This is a genomic window from Desulfovibrio cuneatus DSM 11391 (genome assembly GCF_000430005.1).
GTDB classification, from domain to species: domain Bacteria; phylum Desulfobacterota; class Desulfovibrionia; order Desulfovibrionales; family Desulfovibrionaceae; genus Frigididesulfovibrio; species Frigididesulfovibrio cuneatus.
Genome location: NZ_AUCY01000004.1, coordinates 16062 through 43029 on the forward strand (window position 1 = coordinate 16062; position 26968 = coordinate 43029).

Here is a 26968-nt window from a genome sequence, read left to right on the forward strand (position 1 = left end):
CTGTTGCCTACAATGAACGTTTTCCTGCCTTTTGACAATCTCAATTTCTGCTTTGAGCCTTGAGGAGAACACATGGCCCCTACTGTAAAAACCCTGGTTATTACCGGCTATGGCACCAACTGCGAACACGAATGTGCCCATGCAGCCAAAGCTGCCGGGGCAGATGAAGCCGTTATTGCCCACTTTGCCGACCTTGTGGCAGGCCGTGTGCGCCTTGGTGACTTTCAGTTCCTTATTTTTCCCGGTGGATTTTTAGATGGCGACGACCTTGGCGCAGCCCAGGCCGCAGCCCAGCGCTGGCAGCACACCGTGACCGCTTCTGGTGCTTCCCTGCTGGAAGAACTTTCTGCCTTTGTAGCTTCCGGCGGATTGGTGCTTGGTATTTGCAACGGTTTTCAGCTTATGGTGAAGCTGGGGCTGCTGCCCGCCCTGGACCTGGCTTACTTTACCCGGCAGGTTTCCTTAACCCACAACGCTTCTGCCCGTTATGAAGATCGCTGGTGCCACCTGAAGGTAAACCAGCAATCCCCCTGCGTGTTCACCAAAGGGCTGGAATCGCTTTATGTGCCTGTGCGCCACGGGGAAGGCCGTCTGGTGCCCAATTCGCCGGAAACGCTGGAACGCCTGGTGAAAGAAAACCTTGTTGTGGTGCAGTATGCCCACCCGGAAACGGGCGAGGTAACCATGGAATACCCGCTGAACCCCAACGGCTCCCCCCAGGGCATTGCAGGCCTGTGCGACCCCACAGGGCGTGTATTTGGCCTTATGCCCCACCCAGAAGCCTTTAACCACCCCACCAACCATCCTTCCTGGACACGGGGCGACAAACCCACCCTTGGCCTTGTGGTGTTTGAAAACGCCATTCGTCATTTGCGCGGGCTGGCATAAAAGAACAACAGCTTTTTCCATACATTCCACAAAAAAACGCCCTTTTGGGCGTTTTTTTGTGGAATAACTCAGCGTTCCCCTAAGCCTCTTCCACCAAAGCGTCTTCTTTCTTCCCCGCCAAGGCAAGCGTCAGACCAAAACCTGCCAGGGAGAATACCATACCTACAAAAAATGGTGGCATGGCGGCCCAGTCTGCACCAAAAATGGGGGAGACCAGGGCTGTTGGCTTGTAAGCCAGCAGGTACCAGCCAAGGCAGGAAGTGAATCCGCTAATGGCAGAAGCAAGCGCGGCAGGGCCATTTTGTACATTAAACCGCACCAGAGCAATGTAAGGCACCAGGGCTGTGGCCCCCACCATGCTCCAGCTTGTGGTACACAGCAAAGCGATGAATTGCCCTTCCAACTGGGCACAGGATGCGGAAATAACAACACACAGGGCAATGCCCATAAGCCAGCCTGCTTTGCCCATTTTCCCACCGCTCAAATCTTCCGAAAAGGCTGAGGCAGCAATGTGGAACAGGGCTGTTGCTGTGGAAATGGAGGCAGAAACAATGGCCAGCACAAACAGGTGCAAGCCAAATTCCGGCAACAGCATGTGCACCAGCTTGGGCATTACGGCATCAGGCGAGGCTTGTTCCGGCAGAAAAAGGCGGGAAAGAGAAGCCGCAAAGTAGGTGCCACCCACCATAATGGTCAGTACTGCCATGGCAAGGGGGGCAGTGCGCCCGGCCTGCTGGGGTGAGCTAACGGCAAAGTGGCGCTGAATCATTTGTGGCTGTGCCCACACGGCAACAGAGGTAACAAACACCAGGGAAAGCACAAATAATCCTTGCCCCCCACCGGAAAGAGCTGCAAAACCGTTGGTTGCTTTGGCTGTGGGGGCTAGGGCAGCAAGGCTGCGTATGCCTTCCACCGGGCCACCCACCTTACTAATAACAGCGCCAATAAGCAGGGCCATACCCAAAAACATCACCACACCTTGCATAGCTTCTGTGTACAGCACCCCGCGAAAACCCCCAATGTACACACTTACGCCCACAAGCAGGGCAAGGCCCCAAATAATGGCCCACAAGGGAATGGGCAAGAGTTCCAGAAACAGCAACCCCGCGCCTTTGAGCACGGCGGAAGCATACACCCCAAGGAACACCAGGAAGACCAGGGCAAGAAAGTTTTTCAGGGCTGGAGAATTGTGCCCCAAGGCCAAAAGGGCTGTGGGGGTGCGCGCCCCAAGGCGTTTTTGCCACTGGCGGGTAGGCCAAGAGAAAAATTTATACACAACCCAGGTGCCCAGCACCACATTGCCAATGGCCACCAGCATTATTTGCAAGCCATAGGCGTGGGCAAGGCCCCCAAAGCCCACCAGGGCCACAGCGGAAATGTAGGTGGCAACATACGCAAACGCCTGCACAACAAAGCTTACTTTTCCTGAACGGGCTATGTCGTGCCCTTGCCCCTTGCGGGCAAGAAACACAAACAGGGCAATGTACGCCGTCCAAATGGCACTGTTCAAAAGCATGCTGTTTTTCTCCTGCTTGGTTGCTGAGAGTTTGCCATAATTATGCAATACCCTCGTTTTTGTCGTGTGCTGGCGGGGGCTACCACAAAAAAACCGCCAGCCCAGAGGCCGACGGTTCCTGATTTTGCTTTACCTGTACGTTTTAGAATACAGCGCACTCCACCGCTTGGCCTCGTTCATTGAAGCTGCGGTAATAATTGCTGTTAGCGAACACAAAAGATGTATTCATACTGTACTCCTGAAAAAAAACGTAACGTAAAAGGCTTTCTTGTGTCAATACACACAAGGTAAAAAACATCATTTTCTTACTCTTGGTCAGAGCGCGTTTTCCACCGTTTATGCATCCAGAACCACTGTTCCGGGTATTGTTGCACGCAACGGGCCACGGCATCTGTATAATGTTGGGCAATAATGGTACAACGTTCTGCCACGCTGCCTTTGAGTGTTGCCGTGCGTAGCGGCTCGGCAACATACAGGGTATGGCCACCTTCCGGTGTACGTAACAAGAAAGAGGGATACACAGTGGCTTTGCTGCGCAGGGCAAGCAAGGCAGGACCAATGTTCACTGCGGCAATATCTTCAAGAAAGGGCAAAAATACAGATTCTTTTTTGCTGGCGTTGTGGTCCACCAAAAAAGCCACCAGCCCATTGCGCTTCAAGCTAACCAATGCCTCGGTGCTGGCACTGCGGTGCCCTACTGCACGCACTCCGCCTGCGCTACGCAGGTCATGCATAGTTTCTGTTAGTGCTTTATCTTTTTGGCTGCGCACCACCACAATGCGTTCCTTGCTGGGGGCAAGGCGTGCGGCGTGTGGTTCCATAAGTTCCCATGACCCAATATGGGCCGTTGCCACGACCAGTGGGCCCTGTTCATTGCGGAACGCTTCCAGGCCGGGGGAATCTTCATAGGCAAAAGTTTGAGGGGAAGCGTACAAAGCGCCCGAATGAAAAATTTCCAGAAATGATGCAAAGTTATGATAAAAACTGGCTTTGGCCGTGGCAGTTGCTTTGGCTGTGGGGTAGTGCAAATGCTTTTCAATAGCTTGCACAGCCACCTTGCGCCGCTTGGGCAGGCCATGCCAAGCCACAAAAGCTATGGCCTTTGCCAGGCGGTGCAGGCCTTGCAGGCTTACCTTTTGCATGGCTTTGGCAAACATACTGTAAATGCGGAACCGTAAGCTTTGCCGCACGTCTGGTGCGGGTGTTGGGTCTTGCATAGAATGCAACAAATTTTCTAGGTGCTGGCTTTGCTCTGCTGCGTACTCTGCATCCATTTTACCTTCTGGCAGTAAGTAGGGTTCGCCAATTACCATGGTAATGCGAGAAAACGGCAACGGAAGCTGGAATTTATCCCAGGAGGAAAAACGGTAAGACCTGGAGTAAAACGAGCGTATAGGCACCATGTACGCATCGGCGCGGTGGGCCAGAAACACCGCCCCATCTTTCACTCTATGGCGCGGCCCACGCGGGCCATCCACTGTGATGCAGGCAAAATAATGTTCATCGCGCATGGTTTTTGCGGCACGTAAAAGGGCTTTTATACCCCCGCGTGAACTAGAGCCACGGGCCGTTTTTGTACCCATGGCTTCCAGTAGGCGGGCCACGTACTCGCCATCATTGCTGCCGCTCACAATACCAATAATAGGCAGGCGCTTTCGCATGTACGCCAAAGGAAAAACTTCGTCGTGCCACAGGCTTAGCACCATAAGCTTGCCTTCATCTTGCAGGGAATCCACCGCTTCTCGGCCCACCTGCGTAATACGCAGCGTGGAACACAGCAAACGGTACGCTGTATAGATAATCGGCGCAAGAATTCGAGGTGAAATTTTCATGGCTAGGCCCCTTCCCCGTTACTTTGATATTGCATGGTATACAACTTGGCATACAGTGGGCTGGACGCCAGCAGTTCTTGGTGGGTGCCCATGGCGGCAACTCGGCCCCCTTCCATTACCATAATGCGGGTGGCATTGATAATGGTGGAAAGGCGGTGGGCAATCACAATGCTGGTGCGTTCTTCCATAAGGTTGTCCAGGGCTTTTTGCACCGTGCGTTCTGATTCTGAATCCAGTGCACTGGTGGCTTCGTCCAGAATAAGCAGGGGTGCGTCTTTTACCAGGGCGCGGGCAATGGTCAAGCGCTGGCGTTGCCCGCCGGAAAGCTTCACCCCACGCTCGCCAATAACTGTATCATATCCTTGGGGGAGTGCTTCAATAAAATCGTGGGCATAGGCTGCCTTGGCTGCTTCTATCACCGCTTCACGGTTTACATTGGCAATGCCATAGGCAATGTTTTCTTCCACCGTCAGGTTGAACAGAAAATTATCTTGGGAAACGAGGGAAACAGCATGGCGCAAGGAGGGAAGCGTGTATTCCTGCACAGGCAGGCCATTTACCAGAATGCGTCCTTCACTGGGGTCGTAAAACCGGGGAATAAGGTTCACGCAGGTGGTTTTACCGGCGCCGGAGGGGCCAACAATGGCAATGCGCTCCCCGGCCTGCACGGTAAAGGAAATATCTTTCAGGGCCTGGGTGCCATCTGCATAGGTCAGGGAAACGTTCTGGAAGGCAAGGGACTGAAACGGGGTGTCTAGTTCCATGTTACCGCCCTGTTCCACTGTCAGGCGCGGGTCGTCCAGTAGACCAAAAATACGTTCTGCCCCGGCAAGGGCACGTTGCAGGGCGTTGTTGGCCCCGGTAAATTTTTTCACTGGTTCATACATCATAATAAGGGCAGTAACAAAAGAAAAAAAGGTGCCCGGCGTGGTTTTTCCTTCAATAACTTGCATACCGCCCACCCAAATAACCACAGCCACCCCAAGGGCTCCCACCAATTCCATCACGGCGGAAGAACTTTCGTTGGCAAGGCATTCCTTGCGGTTTAAGGTAAGCAGGCGCTTGTTGTTTTTGTCAAAGCGTTTTGCTTCTTCATCTTCTGTGCAAAAGGCCTTCACTACCCGTACACCACTAAGGGATTCCTGCAGCAAGGCGGTAATGTCGGCTGTTTGTTCCTGGCTTTTGCGGCCCAGTTTGCGCAGCCTGCGGGCAAAATACACAAAAGGAAAAAAGGCCAGGGGCAGGCCAATAATGGCCCACATAGCAAGGCGAAAGTCTTGGTAAAAAACCACTACCAGCAGGCTGGCAGCGCTTATTACCTGGCGGAGCATAAGCACAATGGTGGGCATGCTTACCCGTACTGCGGCAACGTCATTAATAATACGTGACATAAGCACCCCCACCTGGGAATGCTCAAAAAAACGCAAAGGCAGCATAATAACCTTGCGGTACAGTTCGTCGCGCAACACTTCCAGCACTTTCAGGCTGGCAATTTGCATAAGGTAGTTTTGAGCAAGGCGCGTGCCCCCTTTTACCAGGGTAAGCACAACAAAAGCGATGGGAACCCAAAAAAGGGCTTGCCTGTCTCCATTTATAAAAATATCATCCAAGGCTGGCTTTACCAACCAGGCAATTCCTGCAGAACTGAGCCCGGTAATAAGCATGGCAATGCAGGCAATAGTTATTATGAATTTGTGCGGCTTGAAGTACCCTGCACTCCGTTTCAAAATTTCCTTGGCGCTAGTGGGTGTGGCTGCTTGCGCCGCTTCTGGCTGGTGTGTCATGTATCCTCTGGTTCTCGTGTTCACTGCTGGTTCGCTAGGGTTCCGTTGTTGTTGCCACGCCTGCCTTTGCAAGGCACAACAGGCTTTCTGGCACAATGAAAAACGGAACACGAATCAACAATTGGTAATAAAACGGCAAGGCCGCAAAAGCGTGCATATTGTGCATGAAAGTTGACCCACAGGCAAGCAAGGAGTGCGTTATGCCTAAAAATACTACCCTGGATTGCCGGGGGCTGGACTGCCCCACCCCGGTTTTGCTTGTGCGTGAATGCATGGAAGCAACAGCTCCGGCAGTCCTGCGCGTGCTGGTAGACAACCTGCCCGCAGCGGAAAATGTTACCCGGTTGTTGCACCACTATGGCTATGTCGCTACCGTAACTGAAACAGAGGGCGTATGGGAGCTTTGTGCCCAGCGCCATAGCGGGGAAGAATCACCCCCCTCTGCCGCAACAACAAAACCCTCTTTCGCGGCAGCAATGCCAAAACCCCTTGCGCCCGAAGACGCACACAATGGTAAAACCCTGGTTGTTATTCCTTGCGAAGGTTTTGGGCAGGGGGACGAGGTTCTGGCCCAGCGCCTTATGCTCAACTTTTTAGCCACCCTGCCGGAAATGGGCAATTCCTTGTGGCGGGTGGTACTGCTTAACGGCGGGGTGCGCCTTGCCGCTACGGAAGGCCCAGCACTTGAGTCGTTACAACGCCTGGAGCGTGAAGGTGTGGACGTGCTGGTGTGCGGCGCGTGCCTTGAGTTTTTCAAACTGACAAAAGAAAAAAAGGTGGGGCAAACTACCAATATGCTTGATATTGTTACCAGCATGCAGCTTGCCGCAAAGGTTGTGCGTATATGAGTGAAATGCGTTTGAATAAAGCCCTGGCCGAAGCCGGAGTGTGTTCCCGCCGCAAGGCTGACGAACTTATTGCCGCAGGCTGGGTCACGGTGAATGGCCAGGTGGTGCAGGAAATGGGGCTGCGCGTTACCCCCGGCAAAGACGCCATTGCCGTGCAAGGACAAAAGGTATTTTTTACCCCAGGCCAGCAGGATGAAAAAATATATGTATTGTTGCACAAACCCGTACAGGTGGTATGCACCGCCAGCGACCCACAGGGCCGCGCTACCGTGCTGGACTACCTGCCCCAGCACCTGAAAAACAAGCGCCTGTACCCGGTGGGGCGGCTGGACTATTTCTCCGAAGGGTTGCTTTTGCTCACAGACGACGGTGAGCTGACCCACCGCCTGACCCACCCGCGCTACCACCTGCCCAAAGAATATGAAGTGCAGGTGCGGGAAATGCCCACCCAGCGCATGCTGGAAACCATGCACCGGGGTATGACCCTGGCCGAAGGGGAACGCCTTGCCCCGGTGGAAGCCCATGTGGCCCCGGATGCCCCCAACACCTTGCACCTTGTACTGCACCAGGGGCTGAACCGCCAAATTCGGCGTATGTGCCGCGACCTTGGCCTGACCATTTTGCGTCTTACTCGCGTAAGCCTTGGTCCCATAAGCCTTGGCGATTTGCCCAGCGGGAAAGCCCGGGTGCTGTACCACGATGAAATCGTAACCCTACGCCGCGCTGCCGGGCTTGGGAAACGCTGATTTATTCCGTTTGGCGGTGTTATACCCCTAAAGCCGACGGCAGTCGCGAGCATAGCGAGCCATGGAGTGAGGGCGGAGGGTACGGGTGGCTTTGCCGCCCGCACATTTCCACGAGGCCCGAGCGGAAAAAAGAAACAGTCGAGGACGGAAGAGTTGACTCGGCCCGTCCTGGGCCTCGGCCTTCGGCTCCCGCCCTTTGGGCAGTTCCCAATTCCGCTTTCCTGCGGAATTGTCACTCCTGCTTCAAAAAAAGCTCGCGCCTTGCCAAACGAAATAACTACGCGTTTCCAAAATACCATTTAAGTAGTATTTCTCTAACCAAAGAACAAGGGAGGCAGAGCCTCACCAATGCTTATTATTTTTTCAACCTGTTACGCAGCGCATGGAGCGGGGCTAGCAAGTCTGGTCGCAACAACTGGGCAAGGCCAAGGTAGACAGCGCAAAACACCACACCGCTGGCGCAGATGAATACGAATGCCCCTGCCAGAGAATATTCCGGGAACAGGCTTTGCAGCAACCGGCCTGTAAGCCCGGCAGCCAGCTTTGCCGGAATGCACAGGCATAGGGCAATAAAGGCCAAGGTAGCCACCCCGGCAAGGGCCCCTGCCCCATGCCGGCGCCACCACACAAAGCACAACAGCCCGGTGTACAGCGCCACCCCAAAGGCCCCGGCAAAGGCAATGCCCAGCGGCCCAAGGGAAATGGCACCATAATAATAGGCCCCCAGGGTAAACACCGTAGCCAAAGTGCCCAGCAGGGCCGGGGTAAGGGTGTCTTGGCAGGCATAGTAAGCCCGGCCCATAATTTGCTGAATGGTCCAGAACACCACGCTGGCCATCATCACCGCCAGTAAGAGGCCAGATTGCGCCGCAGCCTTGGGTGTGAAGCTGCCCTGCTGGAATACAAGGCGCATAATGGGTTCTGCCGCTACCATCATCCATAGGGAAACAGGAAACGCCACCAGCAGGGCATTTTGCAACGTGGTGTTCAGGGACGCTTCAAACCTGCGCTTGTCGCCCTTTGCCACCAACCCTGCCAGAAACGGGAAGGACGCAAGCCCTGCGGCCTGGGCAATAACCCCCACCGGCACAAGCATAATGCGCCGGGCATAGCTGAGCAGGCTCACGCTGCCTTCATGCGCCAACGACCCAAAAATACGGATAAACTGCTCGTCCAGGCTGACAATGGACTGCCCAAGCATAAGGGGCAGGGCCAGCTTCAGCACTGTTTTCATCATGGGGTGGGCAAGGCGCGGGGTAAAACGCAGGCCACCAGCCCGCACAGCCCACAGGGGCAAGGCAAAGCTGCCAGCAAAGGCCCCGGCCAGCACCCCCCAGCAAAACCCTTCCATGCCTTGTTCAGGCGCAAGAGCAAGCCCGGCAAGGCCCCCCAGAATAATGGCCCCGTTGTAGAATAACGGGGTAAGGGCGGGCACGGTAAATTGCTTGCGGCAGTAAAGCACAGCCGTAAAGCAGGCCCCTGGCAGGAAAAATATTTGGGCAGGTAAAATAATGCGTAGGTAGCGGGCCAGAAGCAGGCTTTTTTCACCGGAAAAGCCGGGGGCCACCAGCTTTGCAAGCTGCGGGGCAAACAACCACCCCAGCAGGCAAAACAGGCTTATGGCCAGGGTGGCCCAGCACACGGCAGCGGAAAAAAAGCGCCAAGCGTCGTCCTCGTCTTCCAGAAAACGCCGGGAAAGCAGCGGCACAAGGGTAATGGAAAAATACCCGCCTGCCAGCAAATAGCTAATGAAGTCTGGCACAACGAAAGCGGTGAAATACACATCGCTTTCCATGCCAGAACCAAAGTAGTAGGAAATAATTTTATCACGCACAAGGCCAAGAATACGCGAAAGAAAAACGCTTATTCCCAATGCCACGGCTGCCAGCCCGGCACTTTGTGCGCGCAATAGCAGCGCCATATGCTCTCCTTGCCACCACGAAACCTTCACTGGTCATCATGGGGCCTATCCCTGTGTAAGGCAGGCAACGCGCCCGCCCCGGTAAAGCGGCACTATACGCAAGCTTCCCACCCACAGCAAGACAAGGAAACGCTGATTTATTCCGTTTGGCTGCGTTACTTCACTTTTTTTCGCTCTTGCAGCGGGTTATACGCTTCGGCGGTGTAGCCGCCTTTGCCCCGCCGCCTCGCTCTACGGCTCGCTACGCTCGCGACTGCCGTCGGCTTTTATGAAACAGTCGAAGACAGAAGAGTTGACTCGGCCCGTCCTGGGCCTCGGCCTTCGGCTCCCGCCCTGCGGGCAGTTCCCAATTCCGCTTTCCTGCGGAATTGGGAACTCCTGCTTCAAAAAAAGCTCGCGCACAGAGCCTGTGTCCCCGACCTTGCCAAACGAAATAACTGCGCGTTTGCCAAATTCCCTGTAATTAGTGGTTCCTTAACGGGGGCACCCTTGACAGTTCTTGCCCTGCTTGAGTAACGTATCAAAACGATTTACATGAGTCTTGTCTTTTCTGTGGCACATGGTTTTTCCCTGCATGGCCTGCACCCATTACGGAACGAGCGCATATGGTTACCCTCCCTGCTTTCATCACTCCTTCCCCCAGCAAAATTTCGCCTGAAGGCTGCATGAGCATTGTGGGCATGGCAGGCGCTGGCAAAACCACTATTGGCAAGGAAATTGCCACCCTGCTCAACTGGGCCCACCTGGACAGCGACCATGTGATTGAAGCAACTTACGGGGCCCCGCTGCAACACATTACCAACAGCATGAGTAAAGACGCCTTCCTTGACCTTGAAAGCGCTGTTATTCAACGCCTGAACGTGCGGCGCACCGTTATTTCCACCGGGGGGAGCGCTGTGTACAGGCCGGAAAGCATACGCTACCTGCAAAGCCTTGGCCCCATATTGTATATTGCCGTGCCTCTGGAAATTATTCTGGAGCGCATTGCCAGAAAGCCGGAACGCGGCCTTGCCATTGCCCCTGGGCAAACGGTGGAAGATTTGTATTATGAGCGCGCCACACTCTATGCCGCAGCAGCCACCTTCATTGTGCAAGGGGGCAGTGCCCCTGCCCAAGACTATGCACGTGAAGCTGCGGAATGGCTTGAGGCAACAGAATGAACAAAGAGCTTGCCGCCCGGCTTGCCACCCTGTACCAGCGCATGGAGCAGGCGTATGATACCTGTGCTAAAGAGGCAGGCCTGAGCTGCTCCGGCTGCGAAACGAACTGCTGCACCAGCTTTTTTCAACACCACACCTACAGCGAATGGCTGTATTTATGGCAAGGGGTACGCACCCTGCCCCCGCAAAAACGCCTTGCCGTGCTGGACCGCGCCCGCGCCGTGGTGGCTGCCACCCACAAGGCGCAAGCAATGGGCCTGCCCCCGCAGGAAATGTGCCCCCTGAACGAAAACGGCCTGTGCATTTTGTACCGCTACCGCCTGATGATTTGCCGTATGCACGGTACTCGCAATGAAGTGCATAACCCGGACGGCACCCGCCGTTTATTCCCCGGCTGCCAGCGCTTTACCCACATGTACCCGCCCAACGCTGCGGCGGAACAACAGGGGTGCATTATTCCCACCCTGAACCGCACCCCCTTCTACCAGGAACTGGCCGCCATTGAACTGGCCCTGCGCCAAAGCGTGCGCCAGCCCCTGCCACGGGTAAACATGACCCTGGCGGAAATGCTGGCAAATGGGGCACCAAGGGTGTGACAATGTAGGATGTAGTATTGCTTTTTACACATGAATCACCCTCTTAGTTAACGACACTTTAGATAAAAAAACCGCGCACTTCTGTAAAAAACAGAGGTGCGCGGTTTGCTTTGTGCATTACCAACTATACCCTATTGATTTGGCTGTTTATCCCCGGCAGAGGTGCTGAAATCCTTAAGTTCTGCAGGTTCACTCTTTTCTGTGGGTTCACCCTGTTCGCCTGCGGGTTGTCCTGTAGGCTGCGGTACGGCTTGTTCCCCCGGTATACCCTGCATTGCAGGGGATTCTTCCACAGGGGGCTCACACACGGTGGGTTTAGTCAGGTCTGGCCCATTGCTTTCGGGCGGCACAGCTTTTTCCAATTCTGTGCTTCCTGTGCCATTGCGTTGGGGTACTATTGGGGCAATAGGAGCAATGGGGGGCACCACAGCCTCTTGGGGCAAGGGCTGGGGAATTTCCTGCCCTAACGGAGGGCAGGCTGCCAGCACGTAGCGGCTATTTTCAATCCATTGTTCATACACCGGGGTAAAGCAGGCGGGTTTATCGGCCCATTTATCAAAGCGTTTACGCTTCATGGCAACCACCACGCGGGTGCCCTGCTCTGCTTTTTGGGCAAGGTTTTCAAGGCTTATTTCCGGCACCACCTGCTCTGCATAAAAGGTATACGTGCCGCCGTAGTCGTTGTGGGTAAACGCCATATACCCGGCTTCCACATAACTTTTAAGGGTCTGGGCAATGGGTTTTGGGCTCAGGATGGCATTAAAAGCAGGCGCTACATATTTGGCCAGGGGGTAGCTTGCCAGTGTGGCGCACAGGGTCATAAGCAACAACACCCCTTCCGGCCGATTGCTGCCAAGGCCAAACACCAGCAACGCCGCTGCCCCCAGGAACAGGAGCGATACCGCAAAAAAGAAGACGTTGGGCGGAATGTGCCAGGCAGGCAGGTTGCCCAAGGCAGGCATGGGCAATGTGCCATACAGCATAAGGGTTCCCACCACACCTGCCACCCCGGCAACGGCCATGAACACTGCCATGGCGTAGCGCAGCATGGCAGCACCCATTGGCCCAAAGCCAAGCACAGCCCGTGCAGCCAAAATAGCCAGGGCGGGCAAGGCTGGCAAAAAGTAAATAACTATTTTGCCGCTGAGCAAGGAAAGAAGCCCAAGGGTGGCAAGCACAATGCACACAAGAAAGGCCGTGCCTTCAGCTTCCGGCTTGCGGGTGGCAAGCACCCCTTTCCAGAAAGAAGGGAGCAGCACCTTGCCCCAGGGCAGGCACAGCACAATAATGCTCCAGGGCAACAGGGCAAGGGGCAGGCGCACCAAATAATAGTGCCATTGTTCTTTGTGGTGGAAGGTATTGACAGCGCGGGCAAGTACCTGTTCTTTCAACACCACATTAATAAAATAGGAAGGTCCACCCATGGTGTAGCTTACGCCAGCGGCCCAGGCCCCAACAACAAGCACAGCAACGGCAAACCCCATAAGGGAATCTCTACGGAACAACCGCCCCGGTGTGCCCCGCCAGACCGTAAATACCAGGGTGGCAAGCAGGGGCAGCGCCAGGCCAAGGGGGCCCTTTACCAAGCAGGCCAGGCCAGCTGCAAAATAGGCCAGCACCATCCACAACATTGAACGCCTATGGCCCACGGCAATGAAAAACGCCGTAAAGCTGAGGGTAATGAGGGCGGCGAATAAAAAGTCCATGCGGCCGTAATGCAACAGCCCCATAATGTACCCGGTGCTAAGCAGCAACAGGCCAGCCCCCAGCAAGGTTTTGCCATCGGCCCTACCCGCCCCCCGGCCAAGCACCAGCGTGCTGAGCATAAACAGCACACCGGAAAGGGCTGCCCCGACAAAGAACACCACAGGAATGGACTGCCACCCGGCGGGAAGCACCTCATATAAGGCGCGCAGGAACAAAAAATACAGCGGTGGCTTGTCCGGGTATGGCTGGCCGTTCATTTCCAGCACCAACCACTTGCCGCCATCCAGCAGGTTGCGGAAGGCATCTGCATGGCGAATTTCGTCGGAATACCACAAATCGCGGGCGTCCAGCGTAAAAATGGTTTGCAGCACCACCAGGGCAACCAGCGTAATGAAAGGGGCATAGGCCAGCACGCCAAACAGCTTGGAACTGCCGGAAGGCGGCAAAGTGCTTTCCACCCGCATTATAGGGCGCTGGGCAAAAAAGGGCGGCTCTGCCACAACAGGGGAAGAAGCAGGGGCGGTGGCAGTTTCAGCGTGCGAGTTATCCGTTATGGGATGTTGGTACGCTGCATAGCTGGCATCCAAAGGAGTATCAAAGGGAGCATCCAAGGAAGCGTCCAAAGGGGTATCCATGGGCTGTGCACCCATTAACAGGGTATCGCCGTCAAGAATGGGGTTTGTAGCAGGGTCAAGGGCGGCATGAGGCGCAGCTTCAGATTCCAGCAACGCCGTTTGCGTGGCCCCCAACGGTTGTGCCCCGTGCTTGCTAGCCGCAATTACCTGCGCCACAGTCTTTTCCGGCGCTGGAGCGGCAGAAGCAGAGGAAGTGGACGCCACTACTTTGGAAGAAGGGGAAGAATCTTCAATGTTCATAGGTGGTTCCTGCAATACTGTCAAATAGCATTTGGGTAACGCTTGGTTTTTTGTTTGGCAAGGCACGATTTTTTTGAGGAAGTAACGTAGCGAAACGGAATGAATGCGCGTTTCCTAAAAAAATGGCCCACCTAGAGTACAAGGCAGGCCACTATTGCGGCAGCCTTGCAACACAAAGCGGGCCGTGCATGAAAAAAAACAGCGGTTATTTGGCAATAAGAGCCCTGCGGTGCTGTACATATGCATCCCGGAACGCCGTATATGGTTCTACTGCCATGCGGTTTATGTTGTCATATTGGTCCAGCACGCCGTCCAGCTCGTTAAACGTTCTCCCACCTTTCAGGCCAAGGCTGAGGCCCGTTGGGGAAATATACGTCAGGGGATCGAGAAAGTTGTCGCCTACCTTGCCAATAGTGTCACGCAGGGTAGAAGGGCCAAAGAACGGCAACACAAGATACACGCCTTCCCCCATGCCCCAAACGCCAAACGTTTGGCCAAGGTCTTCATCCGAAACAGGCACAATGGTTTTGTGATTCTCCGCCACATTGATAAGGCCACCCAGCCCGGCAGTGGTATTCAAAACAAAACGCGACATTTCCACCCCGGCAGCCTTGCCTTTGCCCTGTAAAATATTGTTTACAAAGCGCACCGGAAACAAGGCGTTATGAAAGGCATTCCCAATGCCTGTTCGTACAAAGCGCGGGGTAACATAGGAATAGCCTGTGTACAGGGGGCGGGCAACGTAATCAATTACCACATCGTTGAACGAGTGAATAACCCGGTTGATGGGCTTTAAGGGGTCTGCCACGGTAACAGACACTTTGTCCAGCATGGCGTCATCGTCATCAAGAGAAGGAGTAGAACCTACTGCCCAGGCAGGCAGGGAACAGAAAAGCCCCCACAGGCAAAGGCACACGGCAAACCTTTTCATGGTGTTCATTGGCAGGCTCATAAGGTAATTTGTTGTTTTTTGTTATAGGCACGTGTTTCCTGGGCTTTTGCCCCCACCTGACGAATAAGCGCTTCCACGTCGCCCTTCAGTAACAGGTCTTGAAACTGGGAGCGGTAGTTTTGTACCATGCTGATGCCTTCAATCACCATATCGTACACAACCCACCCGTCTTTCTTGATTATGCGGTAGGAAACAGGAACGTCTTTGCCTTTGATGTTAACGGAGGTAAGCACTTCCACCTTATCGCCTGCGGTGCTGGTTTGTTCCCCTTTGTATACAACGGTTTCCCCGTTATAGCCATTAAGCTTTTCCAGGTATGTTTCCCGCAACAGGTCAGAAAATTCATCAACAAAACGAGCTTTTTGGTCTGGGGTAAATTTTTTCCACCCAGGTCCCACCGTGCGTGCTGAAAGTTCTTCAAAGTCAAAAATACCCCGAATAACGGATTCAATACGCTGCAAAATGGCTTTTTGTTCTTCAACCTGATGCAGGCCCGGTTTATTCAGCTCTTGCAATACCTGGTTTATGGAAGCTTCCAGAGTTGCCCGTGCTTCTTGGGCCGGGGTGGCAAATGCAGGCAGGCACAGGGAAACAACAAGAATACCTGCAAGAGAAAAACTGGAAATCCACTTGGGTAGCCGCATTACTTTACTCCTCCAAACACATATTTAGAGATAAGACTTTCAAGGTCAATCGAAGCTTCCGTTTCTGAAATGCGCCCGCCAGCGGCAAGGGCGCTGCCCCCCCCAATGGAAAGGCTTACATACTTATCGCCAATAATACCACTTGTCTTTATGGAAGCAATGGTATCGTCGGTGATATGCACCGTCTCATTGAGGTTCATGGTAATGCGCGCGCCGTTTTCTTCGGGCAGCAGGCTTATGCTGGTTACCTTGCCCACTGAAACACCACAAATTTCTACCCCCGCCCCAGGCCTTAGCCCGGAAACAGAGGAAAAATCGGCTTCAAACGTGTGTCCATGGGAAGCGAAAAGCTCCATTTTTCCAAGCTTGATGGTGAGATACCCAAGGCACAGAAAGCCCACAAGAACAAATAGCCCGACTTGCAGTTCAAGAGAATATTTTTTCATGCTTTGCTCATTTCCATGCTTTTTTAAAAAATGCAGTGCAGGTTGGGCATGCCCAACAGTGCATAGCGCACCATAAATCATGCCAAAGGTTATTGCAACTCAAGTTCCCTGTGCATATGGGCGCGGGTTGCCTCGCTTAAGGGGTAGCTTGCTCCCTGTTCTTCTTCCCGCATGGGGGCGCGGGCAAGAAACTGGAGTAAATACGGCTTTGTAGTTTCTTGCAGGTTATGTAGGCTGCCTTGAAAAATAACCTGTTTTTCATGAAGCACCAGCACATGGTCGGCTATTGCTTTCACGCTTTCCATGTCGTGGCTGACGCACACAATGGTCATGGAAGGAAAGCGCTCCCTCATTTCCAGCAACAGGGCATCCATTTGGGCCGCACTAATGGGGTCCAGGCCAGAAGTAGGTTCGTCACACAGCAGAATGGGTGGGTCTGTAACCAGGGCCCTGGCCAAACCTGCCCGCTTACGCATACCGCCGGAAAGCTGGCTGGGGTAAAGCGCTGTCGTGTGGGCAAGCCCCACAAGAGAGAGCTTATGCAGCACAATTTCCTGCACTTCTGCTTCTTTCAGGTGGGTGTGTTCACGCAGGGGCAGGGCTATATTTTCTCCTACTGTCAGCGAACCAAGTAGCGCTCCATCTTGAAACAGAACGCCCATGCGCCGCCGCATACGGCGAAACTCTGCATCCTTCATAGCAAAAAAATCGTTGCCTCCCAAAAGCACTTTGCCTTCCATGGGGGCAGAAAGTCCAATAATTTGACGTAGTAAAGTTGATTTACCACACCCGGAACCACCAAGCACCATAGAAATTTTGCCACCGGGCAGCACGGTGCTAATATTTTCCAGCACCACTTTTGGGCCATACCCCGCCGTAAGCCCTTCCAGGGCAATGTCCCACACTTGCGTAGTTATTGTCATAGCAGCACCGAAGTAATGACGTAGTCCACCAGTAATAGCAGCACACAGGAAAGAACCACGGCAGAGGTAGTGGCATTGCCCACCGCAGCCGGGCCCATGCCGTCTTGCCGCAAGTTGGCAAAAAAGCCCTTGTAGCAACACACCGTAACAACGGTAAGAGCAAAGAACACCGATTTTATGAAGGTACCTGCCACGTCGGCAAAGACCACACTGCTTTCAATGCTGTAAAAATACACCCCTTGGTTTACCCCCAAAAGCTGCACCCCGGTAAGGTAGCCGCCCAAAATGCCCACCACGTTAAACACAGCAGTAAGCAGCGGGAACACAAACAAGCAGGCGGTTATGCGGGGGGAAACAAGGTAGGCATAGGGGTTTATGTCCATTACTTCCAAAGCATCTATCTGGTCGGAAATGCGCATAACCCCAATTTCCGCTGCCATGGCAGAACCGGCACGGCCAGTTACCATAATGGCCGTAAGCACTGGCCCAAGTTCGCGAATAAGCGTAAGGGCCACAGCAGAGCCCAGCATGCCAACCGAGCCATACCTTGTAAGGGTGTAATACCCTTGCAGGCCAAGCACCATGCCGGTAAACAGCCCAATAAGCGCAATAAGGAAAAAAGAGCCAGCCCCAATAACATGCACCTGGCGCAGCACGCGTTGCAGTTGCTTGGTGGAGGAACACATGTGCCGCATGCCAAGCAGAAGGAAAATGAGCATTGCCCCCATTTCCCCCACAAAAGCAAGGCTTGCACGCCCCACTGCCACCACTGGCACTGTTACCATACGCATAGCCTGACCAACCTAAGAGGTTACGGGTTTTTTCGATTTACGAACAAGCGACTGCACGCCCTGGCGCTTCAGGGCCGGGCGCAGGGTTGCGTCCACCTCTTCAGGTGTGCCGCGGAAGGTAACCATGCTTTTGAACCACACAGTGCCTTTTTCGGTTACTTTTTCCACTGTGGTGGTAAAGCCTGCACGGCGCAGTTTATCTGTCATGGCCTGTGCAGGGGCATTGTCTTTGTAGGCAGCTACCTGAAATTCATATACAAAAATATTCTTCCCGTTTTTGGCTGCCTTGGCCTTGGCAGCGGCTTGTTCTGCTTCTTTGGCTTTTTGGGCAGCCGCTTTTGTTGCCGCTTCCTGCTCTTTCTTTTTGGCAGCCTCTGTTTTCTTTTCTTGGGCGCCTGCTTCCGTCTTTGCCGTGCGTTTGGCTGGGGAAGAATTAGTTACATTGGGTTTAGGCTTCAAGGCTTCATGAAAGCCAAAGTCCTGCCTGCCCATAACCTGCGGCCCTTCCTGCGTTTCCACTTCCATGGGAGTTGTGCCAGGTGCTTTTTGTGCCGGGGCAGAAGAGGCAGGCTTTGCACCTTCCGCAGCACTGGGCGGGGGGGCGTCTGCCGCAAGCAATGTAGGAACTGAAGGAACACCCTGTGGCATCAGTTTGCCAAGGCGGGGAATTTTATCTTCCGGAAAGTGCCCGGTGCCAAGAATGACCCCGAGAAAAAAAATCCACAAGCAGGCAAAGCTGGCTGCAAGCAGGGCCGTAATAAGTGTGGGCAAGGTAAAAGTAATGGTAAAGGTTCTGCCCTTTTTTTTGCCTCCCTTTCCCCCGGTGGCTTCACCGCCGCCCCCGCCGGGGCCTCCTTGTGGTGGTCTTCCTTGTTCTGCCATATGCGTAACCTTACTGCACCGTGTGCTGTATGAATAAAATTTGTTGTTCTTCAATGCTAACTGGCTCAAAAACCGGATAGTATTAATTTTTATGTTTTGGGGAATACGCGCTTAGGCCACACATGCCCATAATAGCCTACTTTTTGCCATGAACTCTTAAGCCATACCTGTAACAGGCCGTTGATGCAAGAATATTCCCGCCTCGCAAGGTGATTAACTGGTATTCTTAAGGCGGCTTCACACAGGGAAGACGCTCCCAAAAGTTCGAATAAGGGAAATTTACTTTCCCTGTTACATGAGCGCTTTTTCGGACTTAGGCCATGTTTCGGTCTACATAGGCAGAACGAAGCAGGATGGAAAAGGCACGTAAAACGTCGTTTTGCAATGGTCTTTACCTTATTGAAAAGCAGGGAAAAGCGCCATGCACCTTTCCCTGCCCGGATGTTTGCGAAAATAAGCGTGTTGTTGGCCAAAAACAGGCTACATGCTGTCTGGAGCTTCCACACCCAAAAGCAACAGTCCATTTTTAACCGTTTGGGCAACGCTTTGCAAAAGGCGCAAGCGGGCGGCTGTTTGCTCCAGGTTTTCAGCCAGCACCACCTGGTGCACTGCATAATACTTATGCAGCAATCCGGCAAGGTCCATAAGGTAATAACTGATAAAATGCGGCGCACAGCCTGTGGCTGCATCCTGTACCACCTGGGGGAACCTGTCCAGGCAGCGCAAAAGGTCAAGGGCTTCTTCTTCCTGCAATAAAGCAAGGCTGCTGGAAGCCTGGGTGCCAATGCCCTGCTCGGCGGCACGGCGCAGCACGGCCTTTACCCGTGCATGGGCATACTGCACATAGTATACCGGGTTGTCCATGGTACGCTGGCGCACTAGGTCCAGGTCAAAGTCCAGCTTGCTGTCGCTTTTGCGGGAAAGGAAGATAAAACGGGCAGCATCCACCCCCACGTCTTTTAGCACATCTTCCAGGGTTTCGAACTCTCCGGCACGTGTAGACATGGCCACCTGCTTGCCTTCACGCATCAGGTTTACCAGTTGCACCAAAATTACGTCAAAAGCTTCGGCCGGGCGGCCAAGGGCTTCAATGCAGGCCCGCATACGGGGAATATAGCCGTGGTGGTCTGCCCCCCACACATCAATAACGGCATCAAACCCACGGTTATACTTGTTGGCGTGGTAGGCGATATCGGAAGCAAAATAGGTGAGGGAACCGTCTGACTTGCGCAACACCCGGTCTTTGTCGTCGCCAAGGGCGCTGGAGCGGAACCACAGGGCACCATCCGCTTCATACACATGCCCGCTGGCCTTCATGGCATTCAGGGTGCGCTCCACTTCGCCATTGGCCACAAGGCTGAGCTCGGAAAACCATACATCGTGGTGCACGCGGAAATTTTTGAGGTCGTTTTTTATGCCATCCAGAATAAGGGCCAGGCCTGTTTCATAGCATAGTTGCCGCCCTTCAGCTTCCGGCAACGTGGGCAGTGTGGCATTTTCCTGCAACATGCCACGGGCAATGTCCGTAATATATTCGCCCTGGTAGCATGTTTCAGGGAATGGCACCGTGCTGTTGCCCACCAGTTCCTGCACACGCAGCCAAATGGAAAGCCCCAAGGTTTGCATTTGGTTGCCAGCATCGTTCAGGTAGTATTCTGCCTGCGTTTCATACCCGGAAAAGCGCAAAATACGCACCATGCTGTCGCCCACGGCAGCGCCGCGCCCATGGCCCACGTGCAATGGCCCGGTGGGGTTAGCGGAAACAAATTCCACCTGCATTTTTTTACCCTTACCAAGGGTGGAAGAACCGTATGCATCGCCCTGTTCTTCAGTGCGCACAATATTTGCCTGCCAAAATTGCGGGGTAAAGGTAATGTTCACAAACCCCGGGCCAGCCACTTCCGCTTTGGCAATATCGGCAGAAGCGCCCAAAAGGGCCTTTGCCATTTCTTCTGCCAGGGTGCGTGGGGGCTTGCCCACCTGCTTTGCCAACAACAAAGCACAGTTAACGGCAAGGTCGCCAAATTTTTTATCTTTTGGGGGTTCAATGGTGGTTTTTTCAGGCCACGGCAGGCCCAATTCCTGCAGCACAGTGTGCAATAACGCAGTAAGGTGTTTGGTGGAGCGCATGAGGTATCCGGTATGCTTATTGGTGAAAAAAATGCCTGCAACGCAACCTGAACAGCAGTGCCACTGAGAGCTGTTGAAAATAAAGTGCTCTGCACAAGGCGCTTGATGGCAGCAAAGGCAAGGCAGTTCTTATACAGCAAAATGCAGCAGCATGCAAAGGGCAACTCGTGCCCTCTTTTTGCAGTAAAAAACAGAGTGGAGAGTCTTTTTCTTAAAAAATATGAAGCAACGCCGCCAAACGGAATAACTCAGCGTTTCTCTAAGAGGCTGGTAAGCCTCTCAACCCATTGCAGCACTGTGCCCCGTGCAGCAAGGCTGCCATTAGCGTTTTGCAGGAACATTTGCGCGTACCCGGCAAGCGGGTGTACTAACTGTGGTGTTTCTTGCCACTGTTCGCTGAATTTATGGGAAAAATCTTTTGGCTCGGCAGGTAGCCGCACAGTGAACAAGGCAAGAGCACGGGCCGCACCCTGCAAGGCCTTGGCCAATTCCGGGTGCTGCTGGGCAAGGGCTGCGGCGGTGTGTTCCAGGGGTATTGCAGGGGCGTGGCCAAGAGTGCTTATAAACCATTGTTGCCAAAAATTGGCTAGCAGTTGCCGGGCTTGGGGCACGCCGGGCTCTGCAAAGGCAAGCAGTCCTGTGGTTTCTGCCTCATTGCCATTACGGGTGCTATGCTGCTGGCCCGGCAAGGCCCGGCCTGTGCACAGGGTGGTAAGGGTATAAAGGCCTTCTTTCCCCCTGCCCGACTCCAACAATTCCAGGCCTGCCAGACGTGTGGCAAGACCTGTGCGTTGAAAGGCGGCAGCCGCATCGTCCTTCTGTTGGGAGTTGCCTTGTAAAATGGCTTCTACTGCCGCAATCACCCTGGGGGGGGCTATGTGCTTGTGGCAGGTAAGAGGGGGGCAGGCGTTCCAGCACCCGGTGCAGTCCAGGTTGGCCCGCAGCACATGGTGCCCAGGAAAAAACGGCCCTGTTTCCCAGGCATGCACAGGCCCCATGGAAAGGTTCAGCACAGGCGTCTGCGCCCACACGGCAAGGTGCATGGGGCCAGTATCCGGCGTAATGAACAAATCGAGCTCTGCAATAAATGCCACCAGCTCTGCCAGGGAAAACCGACCGCACATGTTGGTAACGTCACCCACCTGGGCGGCTACCGCCCGCCCCAGGGGTTGTTCGGCAGGTCCACCCAATAATACAGGTTTGGCACCTTTGGCGCGCAGGAGTTTTGTAAGCTCAGCCCAGAAAGAGGCATTGGGATGTTTTTCCGGTTCGCTTGCCCCCAAAAAAAGACCAATGCGTGGGCTGTGCCCCTTGGCACTAGCTGCCAAGGCACGGGGTGCAGACCATACACTGTTCTTCACTGCGGCTAAGGAAACCATGTCCAAGGCATTCAAGTCTGCCCAGTGGAACAGGTTATAGCGATTGTTGCCTGTAAGTCCGGCGCGGTACAGTTGCCATGCCCCTTGAATATGCAGCGCTTGCCCGCCAGCATCTTTCATATACGGGCCAAACAGGGCGTCGCTGTGCAGGCTGCCTGCCAGCAGAGCCGCCTCGGGCCTGTGGCTTAAATTTAACACAATATGGAATTGGTGCTGGCGTAATTGATCCAGTTTACTGGCATCAAAATAGGTAATGCCGGGGGTAAGGGGCTGCAATGGTGCAGAAAACATGCGCTCTGCCACCACCCACACAGGGTGCCCAGGAAAAGAACGCTGCAACAGGCGCACCGCCGGGCAGGAAAGCACCAGGTCGCCCATGCGTTGCATTTGCAAAACAAGTAACGGAGCCTTACTCATGGCGAGGGGGCCCCCCTTCATGCAAAACCACATTCATTATCCACATGGTCCACATCAGGCAAAGGCTTTACGCATGGTGGCAAAAAGTGCTTCCAGACGTTTTTCATAGGTATGGTCGGCAAGAATACGCTTGCGTGCCGCCTGGGCAACCTGGGTGCGCCGGGCTTCATGCTTGAGGTAAAAGTCCACCAGTTCTGTTGCTTCTTCCGGCGACTGGTAGCACACCACTTCCTTGTCCAGGTGGAACAGGTCGGCAATTTGTTCCCGAAAGTCGGTAACCAGAAACGCGCCTGTGGCGGGCACATCAAACACTCGCTGGTTCACGGCCCCTTTCATCTGCTTGCTGGTGCAGTTAAAGTTCACTGTGGAAAGGGGATAAAAGCGCGGCAAATCTTCATAATAATTCAATTCTGTAGCATAGCGCCAGCCACTTTGAGGCAGCAGGGAATGCCAGCCACCATCCCCCACAATTAGCGGGGAAAACGGCAACACCCCCTGCACACAGGAAAGGCGGTATTGCAGCGTTGCTTCCCAGGTCAGCATAGCTTCATAACACAGCTTGCGCTCTGCCGTATCCAGCGCTTCATAGGCCGCCCCTTCTGCCGGAAAATGCGCCTGTAAAAATGCGGTTACTGAGCGTTCTGCACTTTCGCTGAACGCTGCCGCAACGTCTTTATAGCGTTCAAGCAGCACCGGGGGGAACTCGCCTGCTTCCTTGCGGGCCTCCACCTTGTACACCATGGAATTACCCACAAAGGAAACAGGAGCACGCCAACCAGCCGGGGCAGGAGCCTGGCTTGACTTGGGCAAGCAAAACCGCATGTGGTCCACCCCAAGGGGCAGGTAAAAGACATGCTCAAAGCCCATCTGCTTCAGGCTTGGCAGGTTGTCGCTATCCCAGGTGAAAATAGCCGTAAGGGGCGTTACCAGCCGGGAATACATGTGTAAAATAAGGTGGGGGTTATCCACAAACCAGGAAGCAAGCGGCAGTTGCAGGCGCTCCAAAAGGCCTGCCAGCACTCCTTCCCTGTCTACCCCAAGGTGGTTCAGTGTCAGCACAAAATCGGGTTGAAACTCCAGCACATGGCGCAGCAATTCTTCCACAAATTCTTCGGAGCCTGTTTCCCCTTCGGGCAAATGTACAAGCCTGTGCGGCACGCCCATGCGGTCGCATGCGGCAATTACTTCCCCCATAAGGAAGTATTTGCTGGTGAGCAGCAACACACGTGGCACCGGGCCAGCAAACCGGGGGTAACGCATACGTTCCCAAAAATTGGCCTTTTGGCTGGCTTCGCACGCTTCACGCAGGGGGGCATAAAATTCTCTGTCCAGGCGCAGGTAAAAGGGGTGTACCAGGGCTTTCAAGGCAAGGCCTTCAACAGCATCCTGCTCGTGGGTAATGCTGCACAAGGCCGCTTCAATTGTGGGGGCATGCACCCAGGTAATGCCTGTGAAAGCGGCAAACCGTTCACGGCAGCCGGAAGCTTCCAGCAGCGGCAATTCCTTATCTACCACCACCAGCCGGAAGTGTGTGCCAAAGCGGCTGGCAAGTGCCTGCACCAACGCATCCAGGGCAAACCCCACCCCGGCTCCCAGCAATACGGGCAGCACTGTTTGTGTGCCTCCACGGCTGGCTGGGCCGAGCCACTCTTCACAATAGTCCAGCAGGGCCAGTTCACGCGCAACGCCGCCTGGGCCAAGCACACGCAAGGTACGGCCTTCATGTGTTACTTCAAGGTCGCTTACTACGCCTTGCTCACGAATGGCCTTGGCACTGTAAATTGCCCCAGACTGTGATGGAGAAGATTTTTTCACGGCTCACCCAACGGAAAACAAATGTTAGTAAAGCAAAAGGCAATTAGTCGATTAAAAAACATGCACAATATGTGCCACCATACCAGTGGCATGGGCACAGGGCAAGGCGTATACGCAGCCAAAAACAGGAAGGGGGGCCAAAGCCCCCCAGGTAATACGTGCTCCCTTCAGGCAGCCTGTTACACCACCCGTACCCCTTGCAGGAAGTGGGCTGTCACCTTGCCTTGCAGGGTTTTGCCCCAGTACGGTGTGTTGCGGCTTTTGGAATGCGAGGTTTCCGGCCCCACTACCCACTCTTGCGTGGGGTGAAACAGGAAGAAGCAGGCAGGTGCCCCAGTTTCCACCTTATTGGGGGTAAGGCCAAACACGGCCACGGGGTTGTCGTGCCACATGCGTATGAAGGCTTCTTCTGTAATAAGCCCTTCCCGCACCAGCCCATACGTAAGGGTAACGGCCGTTTCAAGGCCAATAATGCCGTTGGGGGTATGGTCCAGGGGGTGTTCTTTTTCATGGGGGGCATGGGGCGCGTGGTCGGTAACAAACATATCGAACACGCCTTCCTGCACTGCCTTGCGCATAAATTCCACATCAGCTTTGGGGCGCAGGGGCGGGTTCATTTTTGCGTTGGAATCGTAAGTTTCCAGAGCAGTTTCATCCAGCAGCAGGTAATGGGGGCACGTTTCTGCGGTAACCTTCACCCCTTTTTTCTTGGCTGCGGCAATAAGCTCTGCAGACTGGCGGCAGCTTATGTGGGCCAAGTGCACGGGTAAATTCAGGTATTCAGCCAGCAGAATATCGCGGGCCACGTGCAAGGCTTCAGCCACAGTGCTTTGGCCCTTCACCCCAATGCGGCTGCTCACTTCGCCTTCATTCATATGGGTGCCTTTGGCAAGGTAAGGGTCTTCGCAATGGTCAATAACCACCTTACCAAACTGTGCGGCATATTCCATAGCCCGGCGGAATAGTTCCGTGTTTTCCACGGGCCTGCCGTCATTGGAAAATGCAGAACAACCCGCGTCTGCCAGTTCACCCATGGGGGCCAGTTCTTTGCCTTCAAGCCCCACTGTGAGCGCCCCAATGGGGTACAGCACCGGGCCATGGGGCCAGTGTAGGCGGGCTTTTTCCAGCATGCTTTCGGTTATGGTGGCGTTGTCGTTCACCGGGCTGGTGTTGGCCATGGCCATAACGCCACCGAAGCCGCCATAGGCTGCGGCACAAAGGCCAGAAGCAATATCTTCCTTGTAGGTATAGCCTGGGTCACGCAGGTGGACGTGGGCATCAATAAAGCTGGGGAACAGGAGCAACCCGGCGGCATTCACCGTTTCAGCCCCTTGAGGGGGGGTAAGGGAACCTGCGGGGCCCATGGCGGCAATGCGCCCACCAGTAACCACAACATCCACAAGCGCGCCTTTATACTGGGCCTGAGTAATATAATAAGCAGGGGCGTTGGTCATAACAGCCTCTATGGGTAAGCTAAGGGTGAAGCCAATTTCCTGACGCAAGGCCAGAGCAATGGTCTAGTAGTATTGAAGACAACCATTTTACATGGCACTTGGGAAGTGCTCATTTTTTCGTTTGGCAAGGCACGAGTTTTTTTTGAGGCGGGTGCTGCCAATTCCGCAGGAAAGCGGAATTGGGAACCGCGCGCAGTGCGGGAGCCGAAGGCCGAGGCCCAGGACGGGCCGAGTCAACTCTTTGGTCCTGCCCCGCTTCAAAAAAAAGCGAGTAACGCCGCCAAACGGAAAAATGAGTGCTTCCCCTAGGTTTCGGCAGGGCCGGAAGACCTAGAGCCGTAGATAAATAACAGTGCCATGCGGGTGGCAACCCCGGCGGCAACCTGGTCCAGAATGCGGCTTTGCGGCGCGTCTGCCAGTTCGGAAGAAATTTCAATACCACGGTTAATGGGGCCAGGGTGCATAATAACAGCACCAGGGGCTGCCATGGCAAGGTGGCGCTGCCCAAGGCAAAACCGCGTGGCATATTCACGCAGGTCTGGCAACAGGCCTGCCTGCTGGCGTTCCAGTTGCAGGCGCAGGCACATAAGGGCGTCTGCCCCTTCCGCGGCTTCTTCCAGGGTGTGGCACACCGTGGCAGGCCAGGTAGAAACATGGGCAGGCAACAAGGTGCGCGGGGCAAACAGGCGCACGTTTACCCCCAGGCGGGAAAGCAACATGACGTTGGAGCGGGCCACACGGCTGTGGGCAATGTCCCCAAAAATACTGACCGTTTTACCGGCAAAGTTCCCGCCCCACTGCTGGTACAGGGTAAAAGCATCCAGCAGGGCCTGGGTGGGGTGGGCGTGCCAGCCGTCCCCTGCGTTCACCACACTGCATTCAAGGCGCTGGGCCAAAAAAGCGGCTGCCCCGCTGGAAGAATGGCGAATAACAATAATATCCGGGCTCATGGCTTGCAGGGTAAGGGCAGTATCCTTCAGGGTTTCGCCCTTGTTCATACTGCTACCAGACTTGCTGAGGGAAAAGGTATCTGCTGAAAGACGCTTGCCGGCTACATCAAATGAAAGCCGGGTACGCGTACTGTCTTCCGCAAAAAAAAGTACCACGCTCTTGCCTCGAAGAGTAGGTACTTTCTTGATAGGTCTGGCATTAATTTCCTGAAACTGTTCTGCTGTACGTAAAATATGGAGTGCTTCACTGGGGGTAAGGTCGGTTACATCCAGCAGGTCTTTATGGGGCCATGGTTTATCGCTCATGCGCGC

The 26968-nt window shown here is 54.4% G+C and carries 21 protein-coding genes; 5 read left to right on the forward strand and 16 right to left on the reverse strand.

Annotation, left to right across the window (positions count from 1 at the left end; translation table 11 throughout):
- The first annotated feature begins 72 nt into the window (after positions 1 to 72).
- Positions 73 to 888 carry a phosphoribosylformylglycinamidine synthase subunit PurQ gene (locus tag G497_RS0100065; RefSeq protein WP_027186609.1) on the forward strand — a complete coding sequence of 272 codons (816 nt, stop codon included), beginning with the start codon at positions 73 to 75 and terminating at the stop codon, positions 886 to 888.
- 79 nt (positions 889 to 967) lie between these two features.
- On the opposite strand, the gene G497_RS0100070 is transcribed toward G497_RS0100065, so the two are convergent.
- The 3 genes from G497_RS0100070 to G497_RS0100085 form a co-directional block, all read right to left on the reverse strand.
- The gene (locus tag G497_RS0100070) at positions 968 to 2404 is read right to left on the reverse strand and encodes a sodium:solute symporter family protein (RefSeq protein ID WP_027186610.1); all 1437 of its coding nucleotides are present in this window, start codon (positions 2402 to 2404) and stop codon (positions 968 to 970) included.
- 305 nt (positions 2405 to 2709) lie between these two features.
- Entirely contained in the window at positions 2710 to 4236 is a 1527-nt protein-coding gene (locus G497_RS19505) for an LpxL/LpxP family acyltransferase (protein WP_027186611.1), read from the reverse strand.
- Positions 4237 to 4238: 2 nt separating this feature from the next.
- Positions 4239 to 6020, reverse strand: coding sequence for an ABC transporter ATP-binding protein (locus G497_RS0100085; RefSeq protein WP_027186612.1), 1782 nt, complete (start codon positions 6018 to 6020; stop codon positions 4239 to 4241).
- Positions 6021 to 6220: 200 nt separating this feature from the next.
- Between G497_RS0100085 and yedF the strand changes: the two genes are divergently transcribed.
- Entirely contained in the window at positions 6221 to 6868 is a 648-nt protein-coding gene (yedF, locus tag G497_RS0100095; protein ID WP_027186613.1) for a sulfurtransferase-like selenium metabolism protein YedF, read from the forward strand.
- On the forward strand, positions 6865 to 7614 hold the full coding sequence (locus G497_RS0100100; RefSeq protein WP_342663642.1) for a pseudouridine synthase: 750 nt from the start codon (positions 6865 to 6867) through the stop codon (positions 7612 to 7614). Before yedF ends, G497_RS0100100 begins: the two co-directional genes overlap by 4 nt.
- Positions 7615 to 7969: 355 nt before the next feature.
- Here the strand turns inward: G497_RS0100100 and murJ are convergent, their stop codons facing one another.
- Positions 7970 to 9535, reverse strand: a complete 1566-nt coding sequence (murJ, locus tag G497_RS0100105) for a murein biosynthesis integral membrane protein MurJ (RefSeq protein WP_027186615.1) — start codon at positions 9533 to 9535, stop codon at positions 7970 to 7972.
- A gap of 605 nt (positions 9536 to 10140) precedes the next feature.
- On the opposite strand from murJ, the gene thrB reads away from it, so the two are divergent.
- A complete protein-coding gene (thrB, locus tag G497_RS15890) occupies positions 10141 to 10695 on the forward strand; it encodes a homoserine kinase (RefSeq protein WP_051257666.1) in 555 nt (184 codons plus the stop codon).
- Positions 10692 to 11291: a hypothetical protein gene (locus G497_RS0100115; RefSeq protein ID WP_027186616.1), complete on the forward strand. Its 600-nt coding sequence runs from the start codon at positions 10692 to 10694 to the stop codon at positions 11289 to 11291. Before thrB ends, G497_RS0100115 begins: the two co-directional genes overlap by 4 nt.
- 131 nt (positions 11292 to 11422) lie before the next feature.
- Here the strand turns inward: G497_RS0100115 and G497_RS15895 are convergent, their stop codons facing one another.
- From G497_RS15895 to G497_RS0100185, 12 genes are all read right to left on the reverse strand, one after another.
- On the reverse strand, positions 11423 to 13873 hold the full coding sequence (locus G497_RS15895) for an ArnT family glycosyltransferase (protein WP_051257667.1): 2451 nt from the start codon (positions 13871 to 13873) through the stop codon (positions 11423 to 11425).
- A gap of 205 nt (positions 13874 to 14078) precedes the next feature.
- On the reverse strand, positions 14079 to 14813 hold the full coding sequence (locus tag G497_RS0100125) for an MlaA family lipoprotein (protein ID WP_169726946.1): 735 nt from the start codon (positions 14811 to 14813) through the stop codon (positions 14079 to 14081).
- Between the two features lie 8 nt (positions 14814 to 14821).
- Entirely contained in the window at positions 14822 to 15469 is a 648-nt protein-coding gene (locus tag G497_RS0100130) for an MlaC/ttg2D family ABC transporter substrate-binding protein (RefSeq protein ID WP_027186618.1), read from the reverse strand.
- Positions 15469 to 15915 carry an outer membrane lipid asymmetry maintenance protein MlaD gene (gene mlaD / locus G497_RS0100135; RefSeq protein ID WP_027186619.1) on the reverse strand — a complete coding sequence of 149 codons (447 nt, stop codon included), beginning with the start codon at positions 15913 to 15915 and terminating at the stop codon, positions 15469 to 15471. The genes G497_RS0100130 and mlaD overlap by 1 nt, the downstream gene beginning before the upstream one ends.
- 89 nt (positions 15916 to 16004) lie before the next feature.
- On the reverse strand, positions 16005 to 16838 hold the full coding sequence (locus G497_RS0100140; RefSeq protein ID WP_027186620.1) for an ABC transporter ATP-binding protein: 834 nt from the start codon (positions 16836 to 16838) through the stop codon (positions 16005 to 16007).
- On the reverse strand, positions 16835 to 17623 hold the full coding sequence (locus tag G497_RS0100145) for an MlaE family ABC transporter permease (protein WP_027186621.1): 789 nt from the start codon (positions 17621 to 17623) through the stop codon (positions 16835 to 16837). Before G497_RS0100145 ends, G497_RS0100140 begins: the two co-directional genes overlap by 4 nt.
- A gap of 18 nt (positions 17624 to 17641) precedes the next feature.
- The gene (locus tag G497_RS0100150; RefSeq protein ID WP_027186622.1) at positions 17642 to 18511 is read right to left on the reverse strand and encodes an SPOR domain-containing protein; all 870 of its coding nucleotides are present in this window, start codon (positions 18509 to 18511) and stop codon (positions 17642 to 17644) included.
- Positions 18512 to 18991: 480 nt separating this feature from the next.
- Entirely contained in the window at positions 18992 to 20641 is a 1650-nt protein-coding gene (gene argS, locus G497_RS0100155) for an arginine--tRNA ligase (RefSeq protein WP_027186623.1), read from the reverse strand.
- A gap of 248 nt (positions 20642 to 20889) precedes the next feature.
- Positions 20890 to 22437: a glycosyltransferase family 9 protein gene (locus G497_RS0100160; RefSeq protein ID WP_027186624.1), complete on the reverse strand. Its 1548-nt coding sequence runs from the start codon at positions 22435 to 22437 to the stop codon at positions 20890 to 20892.
- A 54-nt stretch (positions 22438 to 22491) separates the two neighbouring features.
- Positions 22492 to 24252: a CgeB family protein gene (locus G497_RS0100165; protein WP_084515784.1), complete on the reverse strand. Its 1761-nt coding sequence runs from the start codon at positions 24250 to 24252 to the stop codon at positions 22492 to 22494.
- Positions 24253 to 24431: 179 nt separating this feature from the next.
- The gene (locus G497_RS0100175) at positions 24432 to 25706 is read right to left on the reverse strand and encodes a dihydroorotase (RefSeq protein ID WP_027186626.1); all 1275 of its coding nucleotides are present in this window, start codon (positions 25704 to 25706) and stop codon (positions 24432 to 24434) included.
- Positions 25707 to 26011: 305 nt separating this feature from the next.
- Positions 26012 to 26962 carry an aspartate carbamoyltransferase catalytic subunit gene (locus tag G497_RS0100185; protein WP_027186628.1) on the reverse strand — a complete coding sequence of 317 codons (951 nt, stop codon included), beginning with the start codon at positions 26960 to 26962 and terminating at the stop codon, positions 26012 to 26014.
- Positions 26963 to 26968 lie beyond the last annotated feature (6 nt).

What these genes read in the sequence shown, in the direction of transcription:
- G497_RS0100065 (WP_027186609.1), top strand. Translation starts at nt 73, where the DNA reads ATGGCCCCTACTGTAAAAACCCTGGTTATTACCGGCTATGGCACCAAC.
- G497_RS0100070 (WP_027186610.1), bottom strand. Translation starts at nt 2,404, where the DNA reads ATGCTTTTGAACAGTGCCATTTGGACGGCGTACATTGCCCTGTTTGTG.
- G497_RS19505 (WP_027186611.1), bottom strand. Translation starts at nt 4,236, where the DNA reads ATGAAAATTTCACCTCGAATTCTTGCGCCGATTATCTATACAGCGTAC.
- G497_RS0100085 (WP_027186612.1), bottom strand. Translation starts at nt 6,020, where the DNA reads ATGACACACCAGCCAGAAGCGGCGCAAGCAGCCACACCCACTAGCGCC.
- yedF (WP_027186613.1), top strand. Translation starts at nt 6,221, where the DNA reads ATGCCTAAAAATACTACCCTGGATTGCCGGGGGCTGGACTGCCCCACC.
- G497_RS0100100 (WP_342663642.1), top strand. Translation starts at nt 6,865, where the DNA reads ATGAGTGAAATGCGTTTGAATAAAGCCCTGGCCGAAGCCGGAGTGTGT.
- murJ (WP_027186615.1), bottom strand. Translation starts at nt 9,535, where the DNA reads ATGGCGCTGCTATTGCGCGCACAAAGTGCCGGGCTGGCAGCCGTGGCA.
- thrB (WP_051257666.1), top strand. Translation starts at nt 10,141, where the DNA reads ATGGTTACCCTCCCTGCTTTCATCACTCCTTCCCCCAGCAAAATTTCG.
- G497_RS0100115 (WP_027186616.1), top strand. Translation starts at nt 10,692, where the DNA reads ATGAACAAAGAGCTTGCCGCCCGGCTTGCCACCCTGTACCAGCGCATG.
- G497_RS15895 (WP_051257667.1), bottom strand. Translation starts at nt 13,873, where the DNA reads ATGAACATTGAAGATTCTTCCCCTTCTTCCAAAGTAGTGGCGTCCACT.
- G497_RS0100125 (WP_169726946.1), bottom strand. Translation starts at nt 14,813, where the DNA reads ATGAACACCATGAAAAGGTTTGCCGTGTGCCTTTGCCTGTGGGGGCTT.
- G497_RS0100130 (WP_027186618.1), bottom strand. Translation starts at nt 15,469, where the DNA reads ATGCGGCTACCCAAGTGGATTTCCAGTTTTTCTCTTGCAGGTATTCTT.
- mlaD (WP_027186619.1), bottom strand. Translation starts at nt 15,915, where the DNA reads ATGAAAAAATATTCTCTTGAACTGCAAGTCGGGCTATTTGTTCTTGTG.
- G497_RS0100140 (WP_027186620.1), bottom strand. Translation starts at nt 16,838, where the DNA reads ATGACAATAACTACGCAAGTGTGGGACATTGCCCTGGAAGGGCTTACG.
- G497_RS0100145 (WP_027186621.1), bottom strand. Translation starts at nt 17,623, where the DNA reads ATGGTAACAGTGCCAGTGGTGGCAGTGGGGCGTGCAAGCCTTGCTTTT.
- G497_RS0100150 (WP_027186622.1), bottom strand. Translation starts at nt 18,511, where the DNA reads ATGGCAGAACAAGGAAGACCACCACAAGGAGGCCCCGGCGGGGGCGGC.
- argS (WP_027186623.1), bottom strand. Translation starts at nt 20,641, where the DNA reads ATGCGCTCCACCAAACACCTTACTGCGTTATTGCACACTGTGCTGCAG.
- G497_RS0100160 (WP_027186624.1), bottom strand. Translation starts at nt 22,437, where the DNA reads ATGAGTAAGGCTCCGTTACTTGTTTTGCAAATGCAACGCATGGGCGAC.
- G497_RS0100175 (WP_027186626.1), bottom strand. Translation starts at nt 25,706, where the DNA reads ATGACCAACGCCCCTGCTTATTATATTACTCAGGCCCAGTATAAAGGC.
- G497_RS0100185 (WP_027186628.1), bottom strand. Translation starts at nt 26,962, where the DNA reads ATGAGCGATAAACCATGGCCCCATAAAGACCTGCTGGATGTAACCGAC.